The organism is Rhodococcus sp. 3258 (assembly GCF_031456475.1).
GTDB lineage: Bacteria > Actinomycetota > Actinomycetes > Mycobacteriales > Mycobacteriaceae > Rhodococcoides > Rhodococcoides fascians.
In genome coordinates this window covers 252,735-277,681 of record NZ_JAVDUT010000005.1, presented here as the reverse complement: position 1 = coordinate 277,681, position 24,947 = coordinate 252,735, and the positions used below count along the sequence as shown (strand labels likewise).

General features: G+C 64.8%; 26 protein-coding genes. 14 read left to right on the top strand and 12 right to left on the bottom strand.

Annotated elements, in window-relative coordinates; all coding sequences use genetic code 11:
• Positions 1-8: 8 nt before the first annotated feature.
• The 4 genes from J2X62_RS17505 to J2X62_RS17490 are packed head-to-tail and all read right to left on the bottom strand — an operon-like array spanning position 9 to position 3,014.
• Positions 9-1,262 (bottom strand): hypothetical protein, encoded by a 1,254-nt coding sequence (locus tag J2X62_RS17505; RefSeq protein WP_310182235.1) that lies wholly within the window; start codon positions 1,260-1,262, stop codon positions 9-11.
• 7 nt (positions 1,263-1,269) lie between these two features.
• Positions 1,270-1,734 carry a MarR family transcriptional regulator gene (locus J2X62_RS17500; protein ID WP_310182233.1) on the bottom strand — a complete coding sequence of 155 codons (465 nt, stop codon included), beginning with the start codon at positions 1,732-1,734 and terminating at the stop codon, positions 1,270-1,272.
• A complete protein-coding gene (locus J2X62_RS17495; RefSeq protein ID WP_310182231.1) occupies positions 1,731-2,330 on the bottom strand; it encodes a DJ-1/PfpI family protein in 600 nt (199 codons plus the stop codon). The genes J2X62_RS17500 and J2X62_RS17495 overlap by 4 nt, the downstream gene beginning before the upstream one ends.
• Positions 2,331-2,363: 33 nt before the next feature.
• A complete protein-coding gene (locus J2X62_RS17490) occupies positions 2,364-3,014 on the bottom strand; it encodes a hypothetical protein (protein ID WP_032364506.1) in 651 nt (216 codons plus the stop codon).
• 99 nt (positions 3,015-3,113) lie between these two features.
• Here J2X62_RS17490 and J2X62_RS17485 point away from each other — a divergent pair, with 99 nt between their 5' ends.
• Both J2X62_RS17485 and J2X62_RS17480 read left to right on the top strand, forming a co-directional pair.
• Positions 3,114-3,470 carry a helix-turn-helix transcriptional regulator gene (locus J2X62_RS17485; RefSeq protein WP_032364507.1) on the top strand — a complete coding sequence of 119 codons (357 nt, stop codon included), beginning with the start codon at positions 3,114-3,116 and terminating at the stop codon, positions 3,468-3,470.
• The gene (locus J2X62_RS17480) at positions 3,467-4,495 is read left to right on the top strand and encodes a TIGR03086 family metal-binding protein (protein WP_310182227.1); all 1,029 of its coding nucleotides are present in this window, start codon (positions 3,467-3,469) and stop codon (positions 4,493-4,495) included. The genes J2X62_RS17485 and J2X62_RS17480 overlap by 4 nt, the downstream gene beginning before the upstream one ends.
• Here J2X62_RS17480 and J2X62_RS17475 read toward each other — a convergent pair.
• The 4 genes from J2X62_RS17475 to J2X62_RS17460 all read right to left on the bottom strand — a co-directional run bounded on the left by J2X62_RS17475 (position 4,492) and on the right by J2X62_RS17460 (position 8,449).
• Complete coding sequence (locus J2X62_RS17475; RefSeq protein WP_080733271.1) at positions 4,492-5,475, bottom strand: ABC transporter substrate-binding protein; 984 nt, start codon at positions 5,473-5,475, stop codon at positions 4,492-4,494. The two genes, J2X62_RS17480 and J2X62_RS17475, sit on opposite strands and share 4 nt — an antisense overlap.
• Before the next feature lie 44 nt (positions 5,476-5,519).
• Positions 5,520-6,665 carry an acyl-CoA dehydrogenase family protein gene (locus J2X62_RS17470; protein WP_371832582.1) on the bottom strand — a complete coding sequence of 382 codons (1,146 nt, stop codon included), beginning with the start codon at positions 6,663-6,665 and terminating at the stop codon, positions 5,520-5,522.
• 62 nt (positions 6,666-6,727) lie between these two features.
• Positions 6,728-7,555 carry an SDR family oxidoreductase gene (locus tag J2X62_RS17465; protein ID WP_027494413.1) on the bottom strand — a complete coding sequence of 276 codons (828 nt, stop codon included), beginning with the start codon at positions 7,553-7,555 and terminating at the stop codon, positions 6,728-6,730.
• Positions 7,556-7,627: 72 nt separating this feature from the next.
• Complete coding sequence (locus J2X62_RS17460; RefSeq protein WP_310182223.1) at positions 7,628-8,449, bottom strand: sulfurtransferase; 822 nt, start codon at positions 8,447-8,449, stop codon at positions 7,628-7,630.
• Positions 8,450-8,513: 64 nt separating this feature from the next.
• On the opposite strand from J2X62_RS17460, the gene J2X62_RS17455 reads away from it, so the two are divergent.
• Entirely contained in the window at positions 8,514-9,659 is a 1,146-nt protein-coding gene (locus J2X62_RS17455) for an NADH:flavin oxidoreductase (protein ID WP_032373834.1), read from the top strand.
• Positions 9,660-9,849: 190 nt separating this feature from the next.
• Here J2X62_RS17455 and J2X62_RS17450 read toward each other — a convergent pair whose 3' ends face one another.
• The gene (locus J2X62_RS17450) at positions 9,850-10,365 is read right to left on the bottom strand and encodes a CGNR zinc finger domain-containing protein (RefSeq protein ID WP_310182220.1); all 516 of its coding nucleotides are present in this window, start codon (positions 10,363-10,365) and stop codon (positions 9,850-9,852) included.
• 86 nt (positions 10,366-10,451) lie between these two features.
• On the opposite strand from J2X62_RS17450, the gene J2X62_RS17445 reads away from it, so the two are divergent.
• Complete coding sequence (locus tag J2X62_RS17445; protein ID WP_310182218.1) at positions 10,452-11,333, top strand: alpha/beta hydrolase; 882 nt, start codon at positions 10,452-10,454, stop codon at positions 11,331-11,333.
• 134 nt (positions 11,334-11,467) lie between these two features.
• Positions 11,468-13,288, top strand: coding sequence for a pyridoxamine 5'-phosphate oxidase family protein (locus J2X62_RS17440; protein ID WP_310182215.1), 1,821 nt, complete (start codon positions 11,468-11,470; stop codon positions 13,286-13,288).
• 24 nt (positions 13,289-13,312) lie between these two features.
• Here J2X62_RS17440 and J2X62_RS17435 read toward each other — a convergent pair whose 3' ends face one another.
• Complete coding sequence (locus J2X62_RS17435; RefSeq protein ID WP_310182213.1) at positions 13,313-15,319, bottom strand: DUF222 domain-containing protein; 2,007 nt, start codon at positions 15,317-15,319, stop codon at positions 13,313-13,315.
• 211 nt (positions 15,320-15,530) lie between these two features.
• Between J2X62_RS17435 and J2X62_RS17430 the strand changes: the two genes are divergently transcribed.
• The gene (locus J2X62_RS17430; RefSeq protein ID WP_027494420.1) at positions 15,531-16,496 is read left to right on the top strand and encodes an arsenic resistance protein; all 966 of its coding nucleotides are present in this window, start codon (positions 15,531-15,533) and stop codon (positions 16,494-16,496) included.
• Positions 16,497-16,505: 9 nt separating this feature from the next.
• Complete coding sequence (locus J2X62_RS17425) at positions 16,506-16,760, top strand: hypothetical protein (protein ID WP_037218818.1); 255 nt, start codon at positions 16,506-16,508, stop codon at positions 16,758-16,760.
• Here J2X62_RS17425 and J2X62_RS17420 read toward each other — a convergent pair.
• On the bottom strand, positions 16,757-17,539 hold the full coding sequence (locus J2X62_RS17420; RefSeq protein WP_235579900.1) for an IclR family transcriptional regulator: 783 nt from the start codon (positions 17,537-17,539) through the stop codon (positions 16,757-16,759). The genes J2X62_RS17425 and J2X62_RS17420 overlap by 4 nt on opposite strands.
• Before the next feature lie 141 nt (positions 17,540-17,680).
• On the opposite strand from J2X62_RS17420, the gene J2X62_RS17415 reads away from it, so the two are divergent.
• Both J2X62_RS17415 and J2X62_RS17410 read left to right on the top strand, forming a co-directional pair.
• A complete protein-coding gene (locus J2X62_RS17415; RefSeq protein ID WP_032364512.1) occupies positions 17,681-18,442 on the top strand; it encodes a CoA transferase subunit A in 762 nt (253 codons plus the stop codon).
• Positions 18,439-19,077, top strand: coding sequence for a 3-oxoacid CoA-transferase subunit B (locus J2X62_RS17410; RefSeq protein WP_057472599.1), 639 nt, complete (start codon positions 18,439-18,441; stop codon positions 19,075-19,077). The genes J2X62_RS17415 and J2X62_RS17410 overlap by 4 nt, the downstream gene beginning before the upstream one ends.
• Positions 19,078-19,149: 72 nt before the next feature.
• On the opposite strand, the gene J2X62_RS17405 is transcribed toward J2X62_RS17410, so the two are convergent.
• Positions 19,150-19,998, bottom strand: a complete 849-nt coding sequence (locus tag J2X62_RS17405) for an aldo/keto reductase (protein ID WP_032364727.1) — start codon at positions 19,996-19,998, stop codon at positions 19,150-19,152.
• A 54-nt stretch (positions 19,999-20,052) separates the two neighbouring features.
• Between J2X62_RS17405 and J2X62_RS17400 the strand changes: the two genes are divergently transcribed.
• The 5 genes from J2X62_RS17400 (at position 20,053) to J2X62_RS17380 (ending at position 24,938) form a co-directional block, all read left to right on the top strand.
• Positions 20,053-21,726, top strand: coding sequence for a phospholipase D-like domain-containing protein (locus tag J2X62_RS17400; RefSeq protein ID WP_032406659.1), 1,674 nt, complete (start codon positions 20,053-20,055; stop codon positions 21,724-21,726).
• 57 nt (positions 21,727-21,783) lie between these two features.
• On the top strand, positions 21,784-22,737 hold the full coding sequence (locus J2X62_RS17395; protein WP_310182206.1) for a PfkB family carbohydrate kinase: 954 nt from the start codon (positions 21,784-21,786) through the stop codon (positions 22,735-22,737).
• Entirely contained in the window at positions 22,734-23,483 is a 750-nt protein-coding gene (surE, locus tag J2X62_RS17390; protein ID WP_310182205.1) for a 5'/3'-nucleotidase SurE, read from the top strand. Before J2X62_RS17395 ends, surE begins: the two co-directional genes overlap by 4 nt.
• Before the next feature lie 90 nt (positions 23,484-23,573).
• Complete coding sequence (locus J2X62_RS17385) at positions 23,574-24,647, top strand: M4 family metallopeptidase (RefSeq protein ID WP_310182204.1); 1,074 nt, start codon at positions 23,574-23,576, stop codon at positions 24,645-24,647.
• A gap of 9 nt (positions 24,648-24,656) precedes the next feature.
• Entirely contained in the window at positions 24,657-24,938 is a 282-nt protein-coding gene (locus tag J2X62_RS17380; protein ID WP_027494430.1) for a protealysin inhibitor emfourin, read from the top strand.
• Positions 24,939-24,947 lie beyond the last annotated feature (9 nt).

The window sequence follows — 24,947 nt, the reverse complement described above, 5'->3', positions numbered from 1 at the left end:
TCCGGTGATCAATTCACAAGTAGCCGACGGCCGAGGAACCGGGTTCCGATACCCGCGAGGACCACCGCTAGCACTGCCGCGCCCGTCGAGAGCCACAGCTCGGCACTGGGCCACGTCGAGTGGTGGAGGGCGGATGTGAGCGGCGTGTACGCCGTCCAACCGTAGGTGACGACCATCGGCACCGTGATTGCCACCGGTACCGCGAGGCCGATGGTCAAGGGCGTGGGGGGCGAGGGAGTGTGAGTAGCCGGCGTGCACGCCACGTACAGGTAGGCCGCAGCGGCCGGGAAGATCACCAGACTTGCCGCGTAGTGCACGTTGTCCCACGGGGGGCGCTCGAACAGCGCGGTCGTACACACCACCGCCAGGGTCGCGAAGCCGACGATCGGTCGACCCCAGCGCAGCCCGAGTGCCGCGCCCACTGTCACCGCAACTGCCGTGATTGCCACGAGCCCGAGCACCCAGATACCGTCCGAAACATCGATGCCCACCCCAGAGGTGGTGGTCGAGGTGAGCAACACGGCTGTCCCGGCGAGCACAAGAATGCCTCCGCGACCCGGTAGCAGAGCGGCGGCAGTGAACAGCACCGGTACGACGAGGAGGCCGAAGTACCAGCTTCCACCGAAGCCGTCTTCAGCTCGAAACAGCATCTGCACGAACAACATATTGAGCAGCAAGCCACCGATCGAGATCAGTAGTATCGCCCCGACCGTGCGGATGCTCCGTTCCGGTGGCGCATGGTCGTCGCTGCGGTCGACACGAGCTGCCGAGGCCACTGCAATTACGACCAGTACGCACAGCACAGGAACGACCACCGGCGGGCCGATATCGGATTCGGTGAGGTAGTCGGCGTAGCGCCGCGGGATACTCGGATGCTGCAAGGCCTCGACCGCGCCTACACTGAGTAGTCCGACGAGGAACGACCCGATCAACAACGCTTGTCGAACTCGTACACCGTTCGCCCGTACTGCAGTGCATCCCAACAGAACTCCGCCTGCCACCACCTCGGCGAGGTCGGAGGGCATCATCAGTGCCGTCACCCCGGCGACTACGGCCGCGGCGATGGACAGACCGGCGAGAATACTGCGCCGACGGACGAGCATAGCCAGACCCGACGCCAGAATCACTGCTACGGCGACTCCCCCTCCGCCGCTGGAGAACACCACACCCCCGACGCTGGTGTCGCCGAAGATATCGACCCCGTCGGATTGCGAGAGCAAACCGGCCAGGAGTCCGGAAAGAACGATCGCGAGCGCTGACATCCCCGAATTATGCACGGCCACCACGGTAGGCGCGGGATGCCGCAACAATTTTCTCCAAAGTCTTTGCAAAAGAACGCAATTCGTCCTCACCCACCGCGGCGCCCACCGCGTCCGACCACGCGTGTTGAGCATCTCGCAGAGCGGCTACGGTCTCGCGTCCCTTCGGGGTGGGCTCGAGGAGCTTCGCTCGCTTGTGGTTCGGATTCTCGATGTAGACGGCCCAGCCCTTGTCCACCAACAGGTTTGCGGTTCGTTGCACACTTTGCCGCGCCAAACCCAGACCGACGCGTCGCGCTATATCGGCCACCGAGAGCGGCTCGTCGAGAGTGGCCCCGAGAACCTGCCACCAGGCCGGCGTCAATCCTGTCGGTTCGGTGATGTCCTGTGCGGCAGCGAGGAATTCGCCGTTGAGCTCGAAGACCGGCAGGACCACCTCGGTGAGCGCGTCCCCCTCCGGCGTTCGTCCGCTCATGCGCCCGTCAGCTGGTCGTAGAATCTGCGCTCCCCCGTTGTGTAGAGCCCGTACCAAGCGTCGATGATGGGCTGCGGGAACACGTCCAGGCGCTCGAACACCAGCTTGGCGAACTCGATCGGTGCGGTCGCTCCCGCGGTGATGACGGTGCCGTCGGACACTGCCTTCTCCTCACGGTAATGCTCCGCTCCGCGGTATTCCGCAGCCTGAGTGAGGAATTCGGCGGCATTCGAGGTATGTGGCCGGCCGTCGAGCAGGCCGGTCCGAGCAAGCCCGTAGGTTGCCCCGCAGATTGCTGCGACCGGGGTGCCCGCTGCCACGAGTTCGGCGGCCAACTCCAAAGCTGCATCTTTAGCGGATTCCCACGTGCCGGCACCGGGCAGAATCAGCGCGTCGACGGACGGAAGATCGGCCAACGCGACGTCGGGGGTAATCCTCAGGCCGCCCATCGTCGTCACCGCCTCCCCCGACTCCGATGCGACGAGCAACCGGTTGGCGTCGGGATTCTGCTCGCGGGCCATCGCGAGCCCGGCGATGAGGTAGCCGTACTCCCAATCAGCCATGGTGTCGGTGGCATACAGCGCAACGGTGATCATGGAACGGTCCTCACGTCGATTGACAGTATGCTGTCAATCATTCGCTTTTGACAACAGGCTGTCAATCCCGGGGATCACTCGCGTTGCTTTTTCACGAGGTCCCACCTCGCGCAAGTAGATCCGGCAAGCAGCGTGATAGCGCTGATCGAACGCGTCGCCGGCCGCTTGTGCACCACCCAGCGCATCGGCGTCACGCGCAATTCCGCGCAACCTCGCGACATCGAAGGGCGTGTCGACGAAGATCGAGTAATCCCAATAGTCCGGTAGCGGTGGCCGATGCAAGAACGTTCCATCGACGACGAGAATTGCATCCGAGGGAACGTACTCAGGGGCGTCCTCGACCAATTCGTCAGACGCCAGATCGATCACTCGACGCCGAATACACCCACTCCCGTTCGGCCCAAGAGGATCCAACACATGGGAAATCAGCGCCCCGAAGTCGTATGCGTCTTCGTAGTAGCCCGCAGCAGATGCTCGACCCTGCCGATACCGATGGGCTCGCCGGTGATGAAAGCCGTCCATGGTGACATGCAAGGCAGATCGACCCTGCGCCACAACGGCTTCGGCCAGCCACCGAGCACACGTCGACTTTCCCGATGCCGTCACCCCATCGACCGCCACACGCACCGGATGACCCGGGTCGAGAGACACAAGATCGGACACCACATCGTCACCCAAGCTCATGAGTCGAGCGTAGGGCACCGAATCATCCTTTATAAACCAATTGGTTGACTACACAGCTCGAGGGGCATATCTTGGCTGTATTCGAGGAGGTGGGTGACCATGGACGACCGGATCGAGCAGCTCAATCGAACCTTTGCAGCGTTGGCGGACCCCACCCGGCGTGACATGGTTGCTCGGCTTGCGGGTGCCGACGCCAACGTCAGCGAACTCGCCGAGCCGTACGACATGAGTCTGCAGGCAGTCTCCAAGCACGTGAAGGTGCTCGAGGACGCCGGGCTGGTGACGCGCAGCAAAGACGCCCAGCGCAGACCGGTGCACTTGGATGCGGAGGTGTTCGGCCTTATGGCGAAGTGGATCGAGCGTTATCGCCAGGAGGCCGAGCAGCGCTACCGCCGACTCGACGACCTGCTGGATCACGTTGTAACACAAGACGACTCTCAGAAGGACGTGTCATGACCGAGCACGAAACCGAGATAGTAGCGGACGACAAAGTACCCACAATCGAAATCATCCGGCAGTTCGACGCGTCGCCGGAGCAGGTGTTCCGCGCGCATGTCGACCCCGATCTGTATCGGCAGTGGGTAGGCCCACGGTCGGTGACGACGCGAATCATCGCGTGGGACGCGCGAACCGGCGGTGCATGGTCGTTCGCGAACGACCGCGACGGCGAAGAGATCGCGTCGTTCTTCGGCAGCTTCCACGAGGTTCGCGCGAACGAGCGGATCGTGTGGACCTTCACCTACGAAGGCGATCCGGATTCGGTCGCCCTCGAGACAATGGCTTTCGAGGCCCGCGACGACGGCGGCACGCGATTGAGGGTGCTGAGCGTGCTGTCCGACTTCGCAACCCGAGACGGGATGCTCTCCAGCGGAATGGATGTCGGAGTCAGGGAGGGCTACGAGAAACTCGATGCACTGTTGACGGGACCCGCTGCACAGCATGCACGGGACGCCGCCGCGTTCACGGCGTTGGTCGAATCCGTTTCCGGGGACGCGTGGTCTCGGCCCAGTCCGGTACCGGAGTGGAACGCGCTGGGTGTCGTCGAACACATCGTCGGTTGGTCACGTGGTTTCCTCGGCGGTGTCGAGGGTGTCGAGCTCACCGAACTCGACGTGACGCGCGACCCCGCCGCCGCGTGGGCGCGACACGCCGCGGACATCCAAGCCATCCTCGACGCCCCCGCGGGCCGCATCCTGAGCAATCCGCACATCGGCGACATGCCGGTCGAAGACGCGATCGACCGGTTCTATACCGCTGATGTGTGGATGCACACCTGGGACTTGGCCAAAGCCCTGGGACGCGAACCCGATCTCGGCGAAAAGCGTTGCGCCGCAGCGCTGATCGCCATGAAACCGATGGACCGCGTGCTCCGCGCGAGCGGGCAGTTCGGCCCCGCCGTCGACGTCGACGACAACGCGTCCGCCCAGGACAGGTTGATGGCCTTCATCGGACGCGACCCGTCCTGGTCACCCGAGAGTTAGGTACCCACAGCCTCGAGCTGCGGACGAATCTTGTTCAGCGAGAACTCGACCGACGCTTTCGATGGTGTATTGAATCCCACCACCGTCGCGTAGTCGACGACGGCAACTCCGCCGCCGGTCGCCGCGGGCAGGCTGGTGAACCCCGGAAGTTGTTCGAGGTCTTCGCGCGTGCCGCCGTTGGGGAGAATGACCACGAGGTCTGCGGTGAGAACGTCCAGCCGTTCGGGGCTCAGCACGATCCGGCCGTGAGAGATGTCGGGCGAGTTCACCAAATCCTGCGGGACGTCGAGTCCGATGCTGTCGAAGACCTTCGCGGCACCGTCCTCCGGGTCGGCGACGACCGCAAGCTGCTGACTGTCGAAAACGAACTGCGACAACACAGCCGACTTACCGTCGAGCGCCGGGTACTGCTGACGGATGCCATCGGTGACGGCATGCCCCTCGTCGATGATGCTCTGTGCATCGTCCTCGCGATCGAGCACCCGCCCGAGCGTCTCGATCTGCGATTCCCACGTCTCGACCTTCTCCGCCTTCGGAAATATCGTGGGCGCGACGTCGGACAAGCTCTTGTACGGCTCTATCGACGGTATCCCCGACAGCAGGATCAGGTCGGGCTGTAGCGCCGCGATCTGCTCGGTCGGCACCGAAGCCCCCATCTGATCGACGGCGGCCGAGTCGAGCATCTGGGCATCCGTATCCACTGCGGACTGCCAGGGGTAGAGCCCGCGTTCGTCGCCGTTCGATCCGGCGGAGACATACCCGACGGGTTGCACGTCGAATTCGAGCAGCGCGTCCACCCACTGCTGCCCGAATGCGACGATGCGCTGTGGCGTTCCCGTGATCTGCGTGGGTCCGGCGAGTGTGTCGACGGTGACGCTGCGGGTGTCGGAGCCGGCGTCGTCAGCGGTGTTACTGCTGCACGATGCCAGCGTCAGGGCCGTGGCGACGGCAAAGGCGCACCCCAGGAAGGTCCTTGTCATCGGCCGAAATTAGCACAGCCTTGCCTTCCTGAGGTGAGCTACGTTCACATGTACTTGCGCAGCTCCATCTTCGCGATGGACATCTTGTGCACCTCGTCGGGACCGTCGGCGAGCCGCAGCGTCCGCACGTGTGCGTACATCATGGCGAGCGGGAAGTCGTTGCTGACTCCGCCGCCGCCGTGCACCTGAATGGCGCGGTCGATGATCTTCAGCGCCATCTCGGGCGCAGCGACCTTGATCGCGGCGATCTCGGTGCGTGCTTCCTTGTTTCCGACGGTGTCCATCAGGTAGGCGGCCTTGAACGTCAGCAGCCGCGTCTTCTCGATCTCGATGCGCGCCTCGGCGATCCAGTCCTGGATGTTCGCACGCATGGCGACCGGCTTGCCGAAGGTCACCCGTGAAACCGCACGGCGACAGAGCAATTCGAGCGCTCGCTCCGCAACACCGATGGTCCGCATCGCGTGGTGGATGCGGCCGGGCCCCAGTCGAGCCTGACTGATCGCAAACCCCTCACCCGGCCCCTTCAGCACGTCCTTCGCCGGCACCCGCACGTCCTCGAAGAGCACCTCGGCGTGCCCTTCGCGGTCGACGTAGCCGAAGACGGGCAGGTTGCGCAGCACGGTGACGCCGGGCGCATCGATGGGCACGACGAGCATCGACTGCTGCCGGTGCGTTGCTGCCTCGGGATCGGTCTTGCCCATGACGATCAGGACCTTGCAGTTCTTGTGCATCGCGTTCGACGTCCACCATTTGCGCCCGTTCAGGATGAAGTCGTCGCCGTCGCGGTCCATCTTCATTGCGATGTTGGTGGCATCGGAACTGGCGACGTCGGGCTCGGTCATCGCGAAGGCCGAACGAATCTTACCGTCCAGCAACGGCTTCAGGTACTTCTCTTTGTGCTCGTCGGTACCGAAGAGGGTGAACACCTCCATGTTGCCGGTATCGGGTGCGTTGCAGTTGCATGCCTCGGGGGCGAGCAGGCTGCGGCCCATGATCTCGGCCAGCGGAGCGTATTCGAGGTTGGTCAGGCCGGGGCCCCACTCGGGGTGCGGGTGGAACAGATTCCACAGTCCACGCGAGCGCGCTTCCTTCTTCAGGTCCTCGAGAACCGGGGGATGGAAGTGCGGGTCCCCGGCTTCGAGCATCTGTTGCTCGTACACCGCCTCCGCCGGATAGACGTGAGAGTCCATGAACTCCAACAGATCCGACTCGTACTTCTTTGCGCGGTCGCTGGTCTCGAAAAATGCCACGTTCAGTTCCCCTGTTGGTTGTCGAGCAAGCTGTCCTGGTAGCGGCGCATGCCGCGCAACCACCGGTCGTAATCGGCACCTTTGTTGCGGTACATGTCCAGTACGTTCTCGTGGGGCAGGATCAGGAACTGCTCCCGGTCCATCGCGTCGAGCACCACGTCGGCGACGTCGAGCGGCTCGAGCACAGCGCCCGCGCTCAGTACGGCGGCAGTTGCGGCCGCTCCCAAGGCATCTCCCGATTCGCGGCCTTCGTAGAGCAGCTTGGTATTGACGCCCATCGGGCACAGGCAGCTGACGCGAATGCCCCGATTGCCGTAGGTGACATTGAGCCACTCGGCGAACCCCACCGCGGCATGCTTGGTCGTCGCGTATGTCGCGGAACCGATCTGGGTGAGCAAACCGGCTGCCGAGGCCGTACTGACGAAATAGCCCTCACCACGTTCGAGCCAACCCGGCACCAACAGCTGCGCAGCGCGGATGTGCGCGCGCACGTTGACGTCGAACGACAGATCCCAGTCCTGTTCGCTGGCGTCGAGCCCGGGGGCACCGCTGATGCCGGCGTTTGCGAAATACAGATCGACCGGACCGAACGACTCTTCGGCGACCGCGATCAGCCGCTCGATATCCCCTATGTCCGACGCGTCGGCCGCGGCAGCGACGGCTGTGCCCGGCCGGTCTCGCTCGATGGCGTCGACCACGGATCGGGCCGTGGACTCGTCGACATCGGAGACGACGACGCGGGCTCCGTGTTCGGTGAGTCTGGCGGCGATGGCTCCGCCGATTCCGCCACCACCTCCGGTGACGATGGCGACCTTGCCTGCAACCTTCATTCCCCAGGTATAGTTGAAGTCAGATTCAAGTTCAACCCTGGTTGAATGAACTGCCAGCTCAGCGCCGGTGTGTCATGCCCTCGGCCGCGTCGGATCGGCGATCCAACCCGACCACGAGCCGGGATACAACGCGGCATCGATACCTGCCAACTCCAGTGCGAGAATCTGATGCGCCGCGGTCACGCCCGAGCCGCAGTAGACGGCGACGTCCTTTCCCTTCGGTACGAGTCCACCGAATGCGCCATCGAGTACCTCCGGGGGCAGGAAGCGCCCGGCGGAATCGACATTGTCGGTCGTCGGCCTGTTGACCGCCCCGGGGATGTGGCCGGCCACAGGATCGACTGGCTCGACCTCGCCGCGGAATCGCTCGGGTGCGCGGGCGTCGAGCAGGACGTTCTCGCGTGCGAAGTCGAGCACGTCCCCGACTTCGAGGACCCGGGCCAGCGGCGGCCGCGCCGTGAACGATCCGGCCGCCACGATCGAGGGCTCGGTGCCGACGGAATATCCCTCGTCCACCCATCGCGCGAACCCGCCGTCGAGGACGCGCACATCACGGTGGCCGAAGTAGCGGAGCAACCACCAGGCCCGCGCAGCCGCAGTTGCCGGGCCCGCGTCGTAGACCACCACCGCGGAATCGTCGCCGACTCCGGCTCCTCGCATCGCCGCAACGAACGTATCCGCGTCGGGCAGCGGATGGCGACCACGATCGTCTGGCGGTGCCGCCAGTTCCGTACCGAGGTCGACGAATTGTGCGGTCGGGATGTGCCCCGCCTCGTAACCTGCTCTGTCGCTACCGTTTTGGAGGGTCCACCGAATGTCCAGGACCACTGGGCCGCGACCCATCTCGAACAGATCGTGTAATTCGGAAGCTGATATCAGCGGCGACTGGCTCATAGTGTTTCGACGCTACAGTCCGGGAGGGGGAATAGCTCGGAGTCCGACCAGGTTGTGCGCAGGCGTGACCGAAACTGCAACGACAACACCGCACCTGTCCACCGCCGGGCTCTTCGAGCCGTTCGAGGTCAAGTCGCTGAAGCTGCGTAACCGCTTCGCCATGGCCCCGATGACGAGGGCGTTCTCGCCCGACGGCATCCCCGGCCCGGACGTGGCGGAGTATTACCGCAAACGTGCAGCAGGCGGCACCGGCCTCATCATCACCGAGGGCACCTACATCCCCGACCCCGCCGCAGGACCGCACACCCGCGTACCGAGGATCTACGGCGACACCAGCCTCGAAGGATGGAAGGGCGTCGTCGATGCGGTCCACGCCGAGGGCAGCGCGATCATCCCGCAGCTGTGGCACCTGGGGGTCGAGCGCGGCACCGAGCCACGCCTGTTCCCCGACGTCACCACCGTCAGCCCGTCCGGCATCGCTCTCGACGGCTCCTCGGTCGGTCGCGCCTTCACCGACGCCGATCTCGACGAACTGACCTCGCACTGGGTTCAGGCTGCCGTCAACGCGAAGAACACCGGCTTCGACGGCCTGGAACTGCACGGTGCTCACGGTTATCTCCTCGACGAATTCCTCTGGGCAACAACCAATGTGCGCGACGACGAGTTCGGCGGATCTCTCGAGGCCCGGACCCGCTTCCCCGCACAGGTGGTCGCTGCGATCCGTGCCGCGGTGGGCGACGACTTCGCGATCGTCTACCGCTTCTCGCAGTGGAAGAGCAACCACTTCGACGCTCGACTCGCAGAGAACCCGGCCGAACTCGATCGCGTCCTCACGCCACTGGTCGACGCAGGCGTGGACGTACTGCATGCTTCGACTCGTCGGCACTGGGATCCGGCATTCCCCGAACTGGACGGAGTGGACGGCAAGCTCGGTCTGGCCGGCTGGACGCGCAAGCTCACCGGCGTTCCGACCATCACCGTCGGCTCCGTGGGCCTCGATTCGGTGTTCACCTCGGCATGGTCGGAGGACGCGGCCTCCGGTGTGACGGGACTGGACGCGTTGGCCGGTCAGTTCCAGGACGGCGAGTTCGACCTGGTGGCCGTCGGACGGGCGCTGCTCTCCGATCCGGAGTGGGTGAACAAGGTCGGCGACGGCCGCGTCGACGAGCGCATCGAATTCACGCGCGACCACATTCGGAACCTGGTCTGACACCCCCAGCCCTGGTCGCCCTCGGGTCCTAGCGCCCGAGGGCGACTCTCACCTCCTGTACGACGAGCCCACGATCGGTCGGTCGTGGGCTCGCGTGTTGCGCCCGAGCAGGAGACGGCACACCCCGCGCCGGCCAGCAGAATGTTCGCGACGAGGGCGATCGCCCTGCGCCCGCTGCGGCGCGCGACAATCAGTCGCCCGCTGCCCGAGCACGGTGCCGTCGGGCCTTCATCTTGTTGCCACACGTGGCCATCGAACACCACCGCGCGGTGCCCGCACGGGAGCGATCCAGGAGAAACAGGCGGCACTCGTCATTCGCACACGGACGCAGTGCGCCGGGAATAGTCTCACGAATCTCCGCCCAGGCCAGCACTATTCGCGCAGCCAGTCGGCGATCCTCGGCCACCTGCAGATTCCAGTCCAGCGCGTCATCGGTCAGCACCGGCACCCGCGAGAGGCCATCCAAGTACGTTCTCAGCGATGACGGTGACGCCTCACCCCGCACCACCCGCTGAAGGTCGTCACGCAGAGCGCGACACACCCGAAGCTCCTTGGCGCTTCCGGTCCCGCCGCGTGCACTCAGCCAGTCTCGGCCGTCGGCGTCGCCCGCCAGGAGATCGATCGGCTGATCATCCACGACCGGTGTGGTGTTGAGCAGGTCGATCAGCAGTGCCTCATCGATCGCCCGTGCTTCCGCGGTGTCCATGTAACCATCATAGACCGCTTGACAGGTTACGGCCAGTGTGGTTCCGTCATGGGAGTAACCACATCAACTACCCATAGGGGTTATTCATGGTCGCCGTTCATCACCACACCACCACCGTCGACGGACTCGAAGTCTTCTACCGCGAGGCCGGCAATCCCGCCGATCCCACCATCGTGCTGCTGCACGGAACGCCCTCGAGCTCTTTCATGTTCCGCCACCTCATCCCGTTGTTGGGCAAACATTTTCACGTGATCGCACCCGACCTCATCGGCTTCGGATACTCGTCAGCTCCATCCGTCGACAACTTCGACTACACCTTCGACACGCTCACCGCGGTGACCGATCACCTCCTCGAGCAGCTGGGTCTCGACCGGTACGCGATCTACACCCAGGACTACGGCGCACCCGTCGGATGGCGTCTCGCCCTCAGCCATCCCGATCGCATCACCGCCATCGTCACTCAGAACGGAAATGCCTACGAGGAAGGGTTCGTCGACTCGTTCTGGGCTCCTCTATGGACCTACGCGAATAACCGCACACCGGAAACCGCGGCTCCGCTGCGCGAAGCACTCGAACTGGACGCGGTCCGATGGCAGTACGTCCACGGCGTCTCCGATTCGACGCTCCTGAGTCCCGACGCTTGGATCCACGACCACACGCTACTCACCCGCTCCGGCATCGACGAGATCCAACTGCGGCTGTTCGCCGACTATCCGACCAACGTCCGCCTGTATCCGGCGGTGCAGCGCTACTTTCGCGATTGTCGTCCCCCACTCCTTGCTGTCTGGGGCAAGAACGACGAGATCTTCGGACCCGACGGCGCGCGCGCGTTCCTGCGCGATCTTCCCGACGCGGAAATTCATCTACTGGACGGGGGCCACTTCCTCCTCGAAAGCCACCTCGACGACGTCGCCACCCTGATCACCACCTTCCTGCACCGATCTTCCGGGGCGCGACACGCAGCCTGATAGAGAACTTGTTCTCGATTCCGCACCAGCTATTCCCAATAGCCATGTATGCCAACAGCCTCCGAGAAAGGCCAGACGTCATGCGAGCAGATGACGACCACATGCCGAGCCAGTGGCATCCAGGGGAGGAGACGATGCACCGTCTTCTGCAGGTGCCGTACGAGGACAACCCCACTGTCCCAGGGCTGCCCGCCGCATACGGACCCTGGATGAGCCGGAGCCCACTCGTGGCGCTGGGGACGATCGGCGTCGACGGCCGTGTGTGGACAACGCTGCTCGGAGGCGCTCCGGGAACAGCAACCGTGGCCGCGGACAGTGTTCTCCGAGTGAGGTTTCGGACTCGGCTCGAACCTCGCCCCGCAGATCCAGGCGCTCACTGGACGGGTACCGACCCAGTGCTCGAGGGTCTCGTGGGCGACGAAGCCACGAACGGACGAGGAAGGCTGGTCTCGGGCCTCGTCATCGATCTCGAGCACAGGGGCCGGGTCAAGATCGCAGGACGGCTGCACGACGGGATAGTGATGGAAAGGCGAACGAACACAACGCCTTCGAAGACCAGCGAACCTATCGACGTACAGGTGAATGTCGCAGTCGACGAAACCCTCGGAAACTGCCCCAAATATCTCAACAAGCGGGCGATAACACCCTACGCATCATCTCCGCAGTTGATCACCGATACACTCCCGCTACCAGCCGACGCCCGCGCCCTTATCGGCAGATCCGACACGTTCCTCATCTCCAGCCGACACGGCGCCCACAGCATGGACACCAACATCCGCGGTGGGGCGCCGGGATTCGTCCGGATATTCAGTAACTCCGACACGGAGGGCGTGACCCTGGTGTACCCGGAGTACTCGGGGAACCGCCTCTACCAGACCTTGGGAAACATCACTTCCGACCGGGCAGTGGGACTCACCTTCCCCGATTTCGACACCGGCGACATCCTCTACCTGACGGGACGCGCAGAGGTACTGATCGGAGATGCCGCTGAAAGCGTTCTGCCACATAGCAGTATGGCTGTACGGATCGATATCGAGGCAGTGCGCTTCGTAAGAGAGGGCCTTGCATTCCGAGGCACGCTGCTCGACCCGTCGCCGTACAACCCGCCGGTTCGCAGATTGGCCCGCGAGGTCGGAGATTCGGGCCGGCGGCCCAGATCAGCGGACAGAATGCTTGCCTCGCTGATCCACAAGCTGCCGATCACACCGACGATATCGCGCTACACATTCCGGCTTTCTCCGGGCGAGTCGTCGACGCCGGTGCGATGGCGTGCAGGGCAACACGTCACCCTCGACTTCTCGGATCGACTCGATCGTGGCTGGTCGCACATGCGCGATCATGACCCGAGCTCCCTCAACGACGACTTCATCAGAACGTTCACGGTGTCCAGCGAACCGAACACTTCGGACAGCAATGTATTCGAGATAACCGTTCGGGAGCACGGACCGGTCAGCCGCCTGCTGTCGCGGTGGACTCCAGGGTCGGACCTGGCCGTCCCTGTCATGGGCTTCGGCGGCGAGGACGACACCAGATACGCCGATACGCAGCCCGATACCGACGACGTAGTGGTCGTGGCATCGGGGATCGGGATCACGCCATTCATGGCGCAGGCGCATGCTGCCCACGAATCCGGACTCGCGCTGACCCTGCTGTGGAGCATCCGCGCAGAGGACCTGGCTCTCGCCGTCGACGTCATCGAGCAGGTCGGCCACTTGGGGATGGCGATCACGGTGTTCATCACCGGGCAGTTGGACACCGACGGGCATGCCAAGGCACGCACTCTCGAACAGCTCCGAGCCCGGACATACATACGACGAATGACCGCGGCCGACGTCAAAGCCGTAGGCCGCGTGGGGCGACGACAGTTCTACGTGTGCGCGGATCGGCCTCTGCACCAAGCAGTTCTGAAGTGGGTGGCCGGTGAAGACGTCAGGTTCGAGGCGTTCGACTACTGAACGCTGCACCTAAGAACGCGGCCTCTAGAAGGGCGGTGCTGTCGTGTCGTCTGTCTCGGGCTGTTCGTTGTCCGGTGGGTCGGGGTAGGCGATGATGCCAGATCGTTTGGGCTTGGTGGGTATGTACGGCCGGAGGTCGTTGCCGATGATGGGTACGGCTGTTCCGTTGGCGGGCAGGGTGATTCGGGCGGTCCTCGAGGTGGAGGTCCACAGAACCGCGCCACCGGGGAGCATAACGGCGGTCCAGTAGCCTGCGGTTTTGACGCTGTGGTGGTATTCGCAGAGGCATTGGAGGTTGTTGACTGTCGTCCAGCCGCCGCCGAGTGGATTGGCGTGATCGAAGGCGATGATGTGGTCGAGTTGGCAGCGTTCGGCAGGTCGGTGGCAGCCAGGAAAGCGGCAATGGCGATCGCGTAGCCGGACGGCGGCGGTGGTGAGGGCGTCAGGTCGGTAGATCAGCGCTCGGTCGGTCAGGGGGTCACGTGCTACGGATTTCCCGAGAGTGGGGTCGGCGGCGATGGCGGCTTCGAGTGCTGCGGCAAGGGATGCATTGCCGAGGTAGATGCCGGAGGAAGGCCGCTGTGCGGTACAGCCTGCGGGGCGGATCGTCGGGTTGTCGGGGCGGACCGCCGAGGATAGGTCGAGGGCAGAGCTGTGCCGTGTGCCCCTGCCGACGGGTGTGTGAGTACAGAACAGGGCTGCAACGGACGCCAAGGCATTCCGACGTCGTTGCCGGTGCTGGGTCTCGTCGTATTCGGTCGGCTCAGGCGGTGTCGGGTCTGGCGTCGAATGCGATTCTGCAGCAACCGAACCCGAACCCTGAACGGGCCCTGCGCCGGGATGCGGTCCTGGGTCCGGTAGCGACGGTGGCGGTACTGGAGGTGGCGGTATCGACGGTAGTGGCGCTGCTGTGTTCGTTGCGCTGCCAGTGCCAGTGCCAGGGCCAGTATCCGTCCGCGTTACTCGCGTATCCGGTTTCGCTGCATTCGGTTCCGCGTTGGTTTGTGTCGCGTCAGGCTCTGGCGCGTCAGGCTCTGTTGCGTCGCGCTCTGCCGGCTCGGGCTCTGCCGCACTCGGCTCGGCTGTCGTTTCTGCCGAGCGTTGTTCCCATTCCCCGGTTTCCGGGTTCTGCACTGCCAGTCCGAGTTTCTCTGCCAACGTCACCGCCTCGGTGAGCAGGACCTGCCAGTGACTGTTGCGCGCCAACTCCCGCGCGAGGTCGGGATCGATGGATCCGTGCCCGGCCAGGTACGCAGGATTCGCCAACAGTCCGATCAGCGTTGCGATGTCGACGGTGACCATCGTCAACGGCACCCGACGATCCGGCAGCTCTGCATCTTTCTTCGGGCAGTCCGCTCGTTGACACAGGCATACCAGCCGGGGTTCTCCGTGCATCCGCGCCATGAAGGCGTCACACAGCCGATCCTGTTTGCCGCGTGGGTCTTTCGGGCAGAGCGTGTCGGCCATTTCCTCCAGGAGCTGCCATGCGGCCGCGGCTTCGGGGGCGGTCAATTCTGCTCGGATCCGCGCCAACTCCCCAGCCGGGGCGTAAGAAACATTGCGGAACCTCTTCGCGAACTCCCGCAACGCTGCCGCTTCCTCCGGTGCCACCCGCAGCAGAATGTCCCAGATCTCCTTCTCCAGCGGCCCCGGTGACGACCGGCGGGCTGTTTCGACGATCTCGTCCTCGACCGACTTCACGATGTCGTCGGAGAGGTTGTCGAGGATCCGGCACACCACCCTCACTCGCGGAAGGTCGATCTCCCCAGCCTCGAATACATTCTTCACCAGCGGCAGTCGAGTGTGCAGGGCGACCCCGACCGAGACATACGCCTCGGCGACCGTCGCCGAACACCCCAACGCCACCGCCATCTCGGTGCGCCCATACCGGCTGTAGTGCTTGTGCTTGGTGTCGAGAGTGATCCAGCTCCGATGGACGGAGTAGCACGCGGAAATCTTGCGAGCCGCCAGCCGATTCTCTTCCCGCGCAGCAGCGGTCAACGCATCCAACGACACCGTCGGTATCGCCATCTCTTCACCCCCCAGTGAATCGAAACAAGAACGCATGTTCGAACTGGAAGAAGAGTATCCCGACCCACCGACAAGAACGCCGGACCCGTCGAACCCCAGGTCGTCGGACCGACGCGGCGATGATCGCGTACCCGAGCCACATCCCCCGAATACTCGACAACGCCTATCCTCGGTACGTGCCCACCCTCTGCACTTCATCGACGAGTACCACGTGACCGGTTCGGCAGTGGCGTGGCTGGAGAAGTTCCAGATCCCGCTGTACCTACTGGCGTTGGCCGTCGGAGTTGTTGTCGGGTTGGCGGCACCGGCATCGGCTCCCGCATTCGAGATCGCCATCAATCCGGCGCTGATCGTCTTGCTCTACGCAACGTTCCTCGCAGTTCCGTTCTCCGCCATCGGCGATTCGCTACGCGACCGGAATTTCTTGCTGAGCGTCGTGGTGCTCAATTTCGTACTCGTCCCGATCGTCGTGTTCGCACTGACCCGGTTCGTTGCGAGTAACGAAGCGGTGCTCGTCGGGATACTTCTCGTGCTGTTGGCTCCGTGCATCGACTACGTCATCGTCTTCAGCGGATTGGCCGGGGCGGCATCGGAACGACTTCTCGCCGCTGCTCCATTACTGATGCTGCTGCAGATCGCGTTCTTGCCGCTCTACCTCTGGTTGTTTGTCGGATCCGAGGTAATGGAGATCGTCGACGTCGCACCGTTCGTCGAGGCGTTCGTCCTACTGATCGCGCTGCCACTGACATTGGCTGCGGCAACGCAGTGGTTGGCACGACGCACACGCCTCGGCACTCACATCATGGACGCCATGGCCGCGGCAATGGTGCCGATCATGATGGCAACCCTCGCAGTCGTCGTCGCATCTCAAGCCGACGCAGTCCGCAGCGAGGCATCTCAGCTGATCGCAGCAGTGCCGATCTTCGTGGCGTTTCTGGTCGTCATGGCCGTCGTGGGACTCGCGACGGCTCGGGTCACCCGCCAGGACGTGCCCGCGACCCGGGCTTTGATCTTCTCCGGGGCGACCCGGAACTCGCTGGTGGTGCTGCCTCTCGCGCTCGCGCTGCCGCCGGCTCTTTCCCTCGCCGCAGTCGTTGTGGTGACGCAGACGTTGGTGGAGCTGATCGGCATGATCGCGTACGTCAGAATTGTTCCTCGCCTCGCACGGGCGACTTAAACTCCGTACATGACCGAACCCACGCCATCCGACCTGACCGCGCTACGTGCACGGGCTGCGGGCGGTGACCAGGACGCGATCGACGAATTGGTGGAGCAGGGCACCGTCGACGATCTGCGTTCACTTGCCGCAGCCGGCAACAGCGACGCCGTCGACATGCTCGTCGAAAGCGCCGGAGAGCGCGAGGACCGCGACGAACTGCAGCGGCTGGCAGCCGGCGGAAGCCAGGATGCCGCAGACATTCTCGAAGAACTGGACGGCTAGATCGGATCAGGACGGGTGCCCACCTGCAGGGTGAGCCGATGCGCCGCGTCGAGCAGCATCTTTCCCAACTCCCGACGTCTGTCCTCTCGAAACCTCGTTTCCACACCGGTCAGACTCAACGCCCATGCTGGCCTGCGGCCGCGGTCGAACACCGCCGCGCCCAGTCCCCAGCTGCCTTCCACGAGCAACGCCGGGTTGACGGCGTAGCCCGAGGACCGCGTCTGCTCGATCCGGTGGCGAATCGCCGACTCCGAATGATCGGCTCCCCACTCGGGCACCAGATCGACTCCGTCGAGGTAGTCGTCGACCTCGCGGTCCGGGAGATGAGCGAGAACGGCCAAGCCTGCGGAGGCCACACCCAGCGGTAATCGGATGCCCTCGTACAGCACATGCGACCGTAGCGGGAAGCTGCCCTCCACCCGAAGCAGACACACCGTCTCGCCACCTCGACGCGCGGACAGGAACGCGCTCTCGCCGCTCCGCATTGCCAAGTCCTGCACGATATCTCGGGCCTGATCGGTGACGTCGTAGCGCAACGCGGCCATGGAGCCGAGGAGATAGATTTCCGGTCCCAGTGCCCACCGTCCGGTTCCCGTATCGCGGTCGACGAATCCCTCGTCGGCCAATTCCGTCAACAGCCGATGCGCCGTCGGCCGCGCAACGCCAGCAGACCTCGCCAACTCGGTGGTCGAGGTACCGGCCGCCTCCGCCGCACTGGCGGCACGCAGCAGAGCACACACTTTGGCGATGACGCCTGCGTTGGCATCGAGCACAGTCACCGCACCACTGTACGTCCACTGAGTGAACGCCGACGCACTTCATGTTCGACAATCGAGCAGAATTTCCCAACACCTCCGCAATGCCCGCAGGTCGAGTTCACTGGACCCATCGTTTGCTCAACGAACACATCAGGAGTTCACGTGACAGGAAAGACCTACGACTCCGCAGCCGACGCGGTGGCGGACATCGGTAGAGGAGCGACCATCGCGGTCGGCGGCTTCGGCCTGTGCGGCATCCCCGATGCCCTCATCGAGGCCATCGCCGACACCGACGCGGACGAATTGGAGGTGTTCTCCAACAACTGCGGCGTCGACGGCTACGGATTGGGAATTCTGTTGGCAGCCGGACGTATTCGCCGCGTCACTGCGTCGTACGTCGGCGAGAACAAGGAGTTCGCCCGGCAGTACCTCGCCGGCGAACTCGAAGTGGAATTGACACCGCAGGGCACGCTCGCCGAGCGTCTCCGCGCCGGCGGCACCGGCATTCCCGCCTTCTTCACCCCCGCCGGGGTCGGCAGCCCCATCGCCGACGGCGGAATGCCGTGGCGCTACAACGTCGACGGTTCCGTCTCGATCGAGTCACCGCCCAAGGAAACACGGGTGTTCGGCAACAAACGCTACGTGCTCGAGGAGGCGATCAACGCCGATTTCGCTCTAGTGCACGCCGAGATCGGCGACACCGCAGGCAATCTCGTGTTCGACAAGACAGCGATGAACTTCAACCCGCTGGCAGCGATGGCGGGCAGGATCACCATCGCTCAGGTGGAGAAGCTCGTCGAGCCGGGCGAAATCGACCCGGCCCAGGTGCATCTTCCCGGAGTGTTCGTCCAACGTGTCGTACATACCGGTCCACAGGACAAGCGCATCGAAAAGCGCACCGTCAGTTCAGGAGTTCGAGCATGACCGCAGGATGGACCCGAGACCGGATGGCCGAGCGTGCGGCGGCCGAGATGGTCGACGGCGAATACGTCAACCTCGGCATCGGCTTGCCGACGCTGATCCCGGGCTACCTCACCGACAAGGTGAACGTCACTCTGCATTCGGAGAACGGCATCCTCGGCACCGGCCCCTACCCCACCGAGGACGAGGTCGACGCCAACCTCATCAATGCCGGAAAGGAGACCGTCACCGTCAATCCCGGTGCGTCGTACTTCGATTCGTCGCTGAGCTTCGGCATGATCCGAGGCGGCCACATCGACACAGCCGTTCTCGGCGGCATGCAGGTCTCCCGTAACGGCGACCTCGCCAACTGGATGGTCCCCGGCAAGATGGTCAAGGGCATGGGCGGCGCGATGGACCTGGTGCACGGGGCTCGACGCGTCATCGTGGTCATGGAACACACCGACCGCGACGGCAATCCGAAGATCCTCGACGCGTGCACCCTGCCGCTGACCGGCCAGGGCGTCGTCGACCGCATCATCACCAACCTGGCCGTCATTGACGTCGTCGGCAACGGCACGCTGAAGCTGGTGGAACTGGCACCGGGCGTGACCACCGAACAGGTCATCGCCGCAACCGGATCAACCCTGAAGCACTGAAGCACCGACAGCCGTTCGAACAACACTGTGGGCCCGAACGTCCGAAGACGTTCGGGCCCACAGTGTTACGTTCTAGTCCGGGATCATGTCGAACGTGTCCGGATTCGGACCGTTCCGGCCTTCCTCGCCCTTGTCGAGTGCAGTGATCGCATCGACGTCGGCCGAGCTCAGCTCGAAGTCGAAGATGTCGAAGTTGGCCTTCACGCGCTCCGGAGTCACCGACTTCGGGAAGATGATGTTGCCACGCTGAATGTGCCAGCGCAGCACCACCTGTGCAACGGATTTGCCTGCGGCGTCGGCGATTCGCTTCAGTTCCGCGTCGTCGAGAACGTTGCCCTGAGCGATCGGCGACCACGCCTCGGTGGGGATGGCATGTTCGCGGCCGTAGGCCCACACGTCGTGGTTGACGAAGTACGGGTGCACCTCGATCTGGTTCACCGCGGGGACCGTCTCGGTCTCTTCGGCGAGGCGATCGAGGTGAGCGGGCTGGAAGTTCGAGACGCCGATGTTGCGGGCCCGGCCGTCGGCGGCGAACTCCTCCAACGTCTTCCACGTGGAGACGAAGTCGCCGTCGTACCGGGTGGGCAGCGGCCAGTGGATGAGGAAGAGATCGACGTAGTCGGTCCCGAGGTCGCTGAGCGTCTTGTCGAACGCCGAGCGCGCGTCGTCGGGCCGGTGGAAACCGTTGTTGAGCTTGCTGGTGACGAACACCGATTCGCGGTCGATGCCGGAGTTACGAATGCCCTCGCCGACCTGCTTCTCGTTGCCGTACATCTGCGCGGTGTCGATGTGTCGGTAGCCGATCTCGAGCGCCGTTTCGACGGCCTTCGCGGTCTCGTCGGCGTCGATCTGAAAGACGCCGAAACCGAGCTGGGGAATCTGCTTGCCGTTTCTGAGCGTGACGTTGGGTACCTGAGTCATATCGCCGGGGTGCCCGCCCACTCTGGCCTTCAAACCGGGTGGAACAATGCCATCGTGATAGTGCAGCGCATCCGGCGCGTCGTAGACGGAGTTGCCGAGAAATTCGGTCGGTCCACCTCTGCTCTGACAGCTCCCGAGCGCAGTTTCGATCCGGGGCACCCATGGTTCCTGACCGCGCCCGAGCGAGGCAACGACGACACCCGAATTTCGGCCTGGACCGAGGGCAATCGCGTCGAGAACCTCGTGCACGGCAAGACGTACTTCGCGGCACTCGCACGGGCCCTCGAGCAGACCGAGCGCGACGATCTGGTGCTCTTCACCGATTGGCGCGGGGACCCGGAGCAGCTGCTCACCGACGACGGCGTGACCGTCGAGGATGCCCTGGCCGCCGTCGCGCACCGCGGTGGCGTCGTCAAGGGCATGGTGTGGCGCTCCCACATGGAAACCCTCGGTTTCACCGGTCCGAAGAACCGCAAGCTCGCGCTGCGGCTGGAGGAGGCGGGCGGCGAGGTCATTCTGGACCAGCGCGTGCTGGTCACCGGAAGCCACCATCAGAAGTTCGTGGTCGTGCGGTACGGCAGGACTGATTTGCCCGACGTCGCTTTCGTGGGCGGTATCGATCTGGCACGTGCTCGACGCGACGACGCCGATCACTTCGGCGATCCCGTCTCGCGCCCCTTCCCTCCCGAGTACGGCGAGATTCCGGCGTGGCACGACGTTCAGGTGCAGATCGAGGGGCCCGCAGTCCGGGATGTGGAGGACGTCTTCCGGGAACGGTGGGAAGATCCCGCGGCGCTCTCGCGTCTACCGTGGCACGCCATTCCCGATTTCCTGCGCGGAGTCAGGCGTGAACCGTCGGAGTTGCCACCCGCTGCCGCCGCCCCGGAGCCGCAGGGCACGTGCTCGGTTCAGCTGCTGCGTACCTACCCGCGTCGACGCCCCGCCTACCCGTTCGCGACGAGAGGCGAGCGCAGCGCTGCCCGCGCATACGCCAAAGCCCTGGACCGTGCCACCGAGCTGATCTACATCGAGGACCAATATCTGTGGTCCGTCGACGTCGCGCGCGTGTTCGCCGCGGCACTGCGCCGCAAGCCGAACCTGCGGCTGGTGGTGGTGGTCCCCAAGCACCTCGACGACGACAGTAACTTGACCATTCCCTCTGCGCTGCTGGGACACTCGGCGGCGCTCGGGGTCATCCGCGCAGCCGGCGGTGACCGCGTACTGGTACTCGACATCGAAAACGACCGTGGCATACCGGTATACGTGCACTCGAAGGTCTGCATCATCGACGACGTCTGGGCGGCAGTGGGGTCGGACAACTTCAATCGCCGCTCCTGGACCCATGATTCGGAGCTGACCGCGGCCATCGTCGACGAGCAGCGCGACGATCGGGCACCGCTCGACCCAGCGGGCCTCGGCGACGGTGCCAGAACCCACGCGCGCAACCTGAGACTCGAACTGATCCGCGAACACCTCGGGCGGGCCGACGGCGACGACGCCGACCTCGTCGACCCGCAGCAGTTCTTCGACGTGGTCTCGGCGAGCGCGACGGCCCTGGACAACTGGCACCGCAACCCGTCCGCGAAGCCCCGGCCCGTCGGCCGTCTGCGAATGCACGAGATCACGGTGCCGCCCGTCTGGCAGCAGCGACTCGCCGCACTCGCCTACCGGCTGTTCGTCGACCCCGACGGACGCCCCATCGGGATGCGCCTGCGTCGTCGATTCTGAGTCGACGTTTTCGAGTTGTAGCTGTTTCGGACCTGACATATCGGGCATTCGCTCACGATGTCCACCTCCTCCCGCGCGCCCAGCGCGCTCGTCTTCGCGCCGTCCCCACTACTGACGGTGACCCTCGACGCTGCCCCCAACGGCAGTACCGAACTGCACGTGCACGCGGGCGGGCAAGGCCACTGGATCGCCAGGATGGCGTCGGTGCTGGGTCTCGATGTCACACTCGCCGGGGTGTTCGGCGGCGAGATCGGTGCCGTACTGCGCGGCATCGTCGAGAGTGAGGGCATCTCCGTCGTCTCCGTCGACATCGGCCAGGAAAGCGGCTCCTACGTGCACGATCGCCGCAGCGGAGAGCGCGAGGTACTGGCCACGGTCGATCCGCCGCCGCTGGCCAGGCACGCGCTCGACGACCTGTTCGGCGCGGCACTGGCCACCGGTGCCCGCAGCGACGTGGCAATTCTCGGCGGTCCGCACGCCGACAACATCGTGCCGCCCGAGGTCTACGAGCGACTGTGCGCAGACCTACGTGCGCTCGACGTCCCGGTGGTGGCGGACCTGTCCGGACCGACGATGCTGGCCGCTCTCGCCGGCGGTCTCACGGTGCTCAAGGTCAGCCACGAGGACCTCATTGCCGACGGCGGAGCCGAGTCCGAGGACCCGAAGCACCTGATCGATGCGATGCGAAAGATGCACGACGACGGTGCCGAGGTGGTTGTGATCTCCCGAGCGGGAGACCCCGCCCTGGCGTTGGTCGACGGGGACGTGCTGGAGATCGTCACCCCGGGTCTACAGATGGTCGACCATCACGGCGCAGGCGATTCGATGAGCGCCGGGATCGCCGCCGGAATCGCCCAGGGAATGTCGATGCCGGAGGCGCTCCGCCTGGGCGGCGGCGCGGGCACCGCCAACGTCACCCGCCGCGGCCTCGGTAGCGGCCGAAAAGACCTGGTTCTCGGACTCACCGAATCGGTCGACGTGCGTCCGTACAGCAAGGCTGGCAAGAAATGAGGGCGCTGATCACCAACGACGACGGCGTGGACAGCGCAGGCATCGCACTGCTGGCGCGGGTCGCGCTCGACGCCGGCCTCGACGTCGTGGTGGCCGCACCCCACGAGGAACGCAGCGGTGCCAGTGCATCGCTGACGGGGATGGGCGTCGACGATCACCTGGGTATCGAGCGAACCGAGATCGAGGGGCTGCGCGGCGTCGAGGTCTATGCGGTACAGGCCTCACCGGCCCTCATCGCGTTCGTCGCCACCCGAGGGGCCTTCGGCGATCCACCCGACGTGGTCCTCTCCGGTATCAATCACGGCCCCAATACCGGTGCGGCCGTTCTACATTCGGGCACGGTGGGCGCGGCGCTGACAGCCCTGACGCACGGGGTTCCCGCCATGGCGCTGTCGTCGCTCGCCACCCGGCCGTCGCACTGGGACACCGCCGAACACGTCGCGCATCTGGCGGTGACATGGATGATCTCGCATCTGACCGTCGATGCGGTCGTCAACGTCAACATTCCCGACGTTGCACGGTCGGATTTTGCCGGGATCGTTCCGGTCTCGCTGGCCCGGTACGGCGCGGTGCAGGCCGAAATAGGCGATCGCGGAGAAGATTTCGTCACCGTCCGGTTCGACGAGATCCACGCCGAGGACGACGACTCCGACGCCTCCCTGCTGGCCCGGAACTGGGCGACCGTCACCGCGCTGCGTCCCCCGAGCGAGGTGGACAGTATCGATCTGTCGACGCTGCGTGAGTGAGCTCGGTGCGGTGGAGCCGATTGTGTCGGTGCCCTCGGGCACACTGGGAATCATCACCGCACATGCAACGGACCTAGGGGGTCACCGCACATGACGACAGATACCGATTCCGGATCGTTCCGCAGGCTCCACTCGCATGGCGTAGTTCCACCGTTTCTGCTCGAGCGTCTGCAGGGAGCCGGTGCCCGCGCGACTCTGCTGGCCGACCGCGAGATGCGGGCGGGCAGAGAGGTCGTCCAGGCACGTACCGCCATCGCACCGCGGACAGGCGGCACCCTCGAACGCACCATCTCCGATGCGAAAGCGACCCGCGACCTCCCGGGTCAGCAGGTTCGCACCGAGGGTGAGGATCCCACCGGCGATGCTGCGACCGACGAGGCATACGACGGCCTCGGTGCCACGTATGCGTTCTTCGACGAGGTGTACGGCTACTCGAGTCTCGACGGCAGCGGCCTGCCCCTCGATGCGACGGTGCATTACGGCCGGGACTACGACAACGCGTTCTGGGACGGTTCTCGCATGGTGTTCGGCGACGGTGACGGAGAGGTGTTCGCCCGCTTCACCATTTCTCTGGGCGTCATTGCACACGAGCTCGCGCACGGTTTCACGCAGTACACCACCCCGCTCGAATACAAGGACCAGGCCGGCGCACTGAACGAGTCCATCTCCGACGTGTTCGGTGCACTCGTGGAGCAGTACACCGCGAAGCAGAACGCCGAGGACGCGTCGTGGTTGATCGGCGAAGGTCTGTTCCTGCCTGCGGTGCAGGGCAAGGCGCTGCGCTCGCTCCTCGAGCCCGGTACCGCGTACGACGACGATGTACTCGGCAAAGACCCACAGCCGGCGAGCATGGACGACTTCGTCGTCACCACCGAGGACGACGGCGGTGTGCACATCAACTCGGGCATTCCCAACCGCGCGTTCGCCGTCGCCGCAACCACTTTGGGTGGCCCGGCATGGGACCGCGTCGGGCAGGTCTGGTTCGACACCATGACTGTCGGGGGCCTGGAACCAACGGTCGACTTCGCCGGTTTCTCCGCGGCGACGCTGCTCGCAGCGCAGAAGCGATTCGGCACCAATTCCGACGTCGCCCGGGCCGTGGCCACCGGTTGGTCTACCGTGGGAGTTCAGTCAACACGGGAGCCGAGCGACGATCGGGTGTGATCGAGGGGCATGAGCCTGCGCATCGAGGTACTGCGAACCGGTGGGATCGCCGGGATGTCCAAACGCGGAGTGGTCGAGACCGACGAGCCGGAATGGCAGTCGCTGGTCGAGGCTGCGCGCCCGTACCTCGCTGAGCCGCCCCCACCCGAGCCGGCCGAGTCGCAGGCCCGCGACACCTTCGTGTGGAACGTGTCGGTGGGCGAGCAATCGTGCCGGGTCGGCGATTCGGCCCTGACCGGGCCGCTACGCGACCTCGCGGAGCGCACACTCCGCGAGGGTCGCGTCAGGTAGTTCAGCAGC

Bases quoted from the DNA above. Each gene is read 5' to 3' on its own strand.
- J2X62_RS17445 (WP_310182218.1), top strand. From the start codon at position 10,452: ATGGTCGCCGTTCATCACCACACCACCACCGTCGACGGACTCGAAGTC.
- J2X62_RS17495 (WP_310182231.1), bottom strand. From the start codon at position 2,330: ATGATCACCGTTGCGCTGTATGCCACCGACACCATGGCTGATTGGGAG.
- J2X62_RS17410 (WP_057472599.1), top strand. From the start codon at position 18,439: ATGACCGCAGGATGGACCCGAGACCGGATGGCCGAGCGTGCGGCGGCC.
- J2X62_RS17380 (WP_027494430.1), top strand. From the start codon at position 24,657: ATGAGCCTGCGCATCGAGGTACTGCGAACCGGTGGGATCGCCGGGATG.
- J2X62_RS17425 (WP_037218818.1), top strand. From the start codon at position 16,506: ATGACCGAACCCACGCCATCCGACCTGACCGCGCTACGTGCACGGGCT.
- J2X62_RS17505 (WP_310182235.1), bottom strand. From the start codon at position 1,262: ATGTCAGCGCTCGCGATCGTTCTTTCCGGACTCCTGGCCGGTTTGCTC.
- J2X62_RS17385 (WP_310182204.1), top strand. From the start codon at position 23,574: ATGACGACAGATACCGATTCCGGATCGTTCCGCAGGCTCCACTCGCAT.
- J2X62_RS17470 (WP_371832582.1), bottom strand. From the start codon at position 6,665: ATGGACTCTCACGTCTATCCGGCGGAGGCGGTGTACGAGCAACAGATG.
- J2X62_RS17405 (WP_032364727.1), bottom strand. From the start codon at position 19,998: ATGACTCAGGTACCCAACGTCACGCTCAGAAACGGCAAGCAGATTCCC.
- J2X62_RS17490 (WP_032364506.1), bottom strand. From the start codon at position 3,014: ATGAGCTTGGGTGACGATGTGGTGTCCGATCTTGTGTCTCTCGACCCG.
- J2X62_RS17465 (WP_027494413.1), bottom strand. From the start codon at position 7,555: ATGAAGGTTGCAGGCAAGGTCGCCATCGTCACCGGAGGTGGTGGCGGA.
- J2X62_RS17435 (WP_310182213.1), bottom strand. From the start codon at position 15,319: ATGGCGATACCGACGGTGTCGTTGGATGCGTTGACCGCTGCTGCGCGG.
- J2X62_RS17440 (WP_310182215.1), top strand. From the start codon at position 11,468: ATGCACCGTCTTCTGCAGGTGCCGTACGAGGACAACCCCACTGTCCCA.
- J2X62_RS17485 (WP_032364507.1), top strand. From the start codon at position 3,114: ATGGACGACCGGATCGAGCAGCTCAATCGAACCTTTGCAGCGTTGGCG.
- J2X62_RS17500 (WP_310182233.1), bottom strand. From the start codon at position 1,734: ATGAGCGGACGAACGCCGGAGGGGGACGCGCTCACCGAGGTGGTCCTG.
- surE (WP_310182205.1), top strand. From the start codon at position 22,734: ATGAGGGCGCTGATCACCAACGACGACGGCGTGGACAGCGCAGGCATC.
- J2X62_RS17395 (WP_310182206.1), top strand. From the start codon at position 21,784: ATGTCCACCTCCTCCCGCGCGCCCAGCGCGCTCGTCTTCGCGCCGTCC.
- J2X62_RS17480 (WP_310182227.1), top strand. From the start codon at position 3,467: ATGACCGAGCACGAAACCGAGATAGTAGCGGACGACAAAGTACCCACA.
- J2X62_RS17450 (WP_310182220.1), bottom strand. From the start codon at position 10,365: ATGGACACCGCGGAAGCACGGGCGATCGATGAGGCACTGCTGATCGAC.
- J2X62_RS17475 (WP_080733271.1), bottom strand. From the start codon at position 5,475: ATGACAAGGACCTTCCTGGGGTGCGCCTTTGCCGTCGCCACGGCCCTG.
- J2X62_RS17460 (WP_310182223.1), bottom strand. From the start codon at position 8,449: ATGAGCCAGTCGCCGCTGATATCAGCTTCCGAATTACACGATCTGTTC.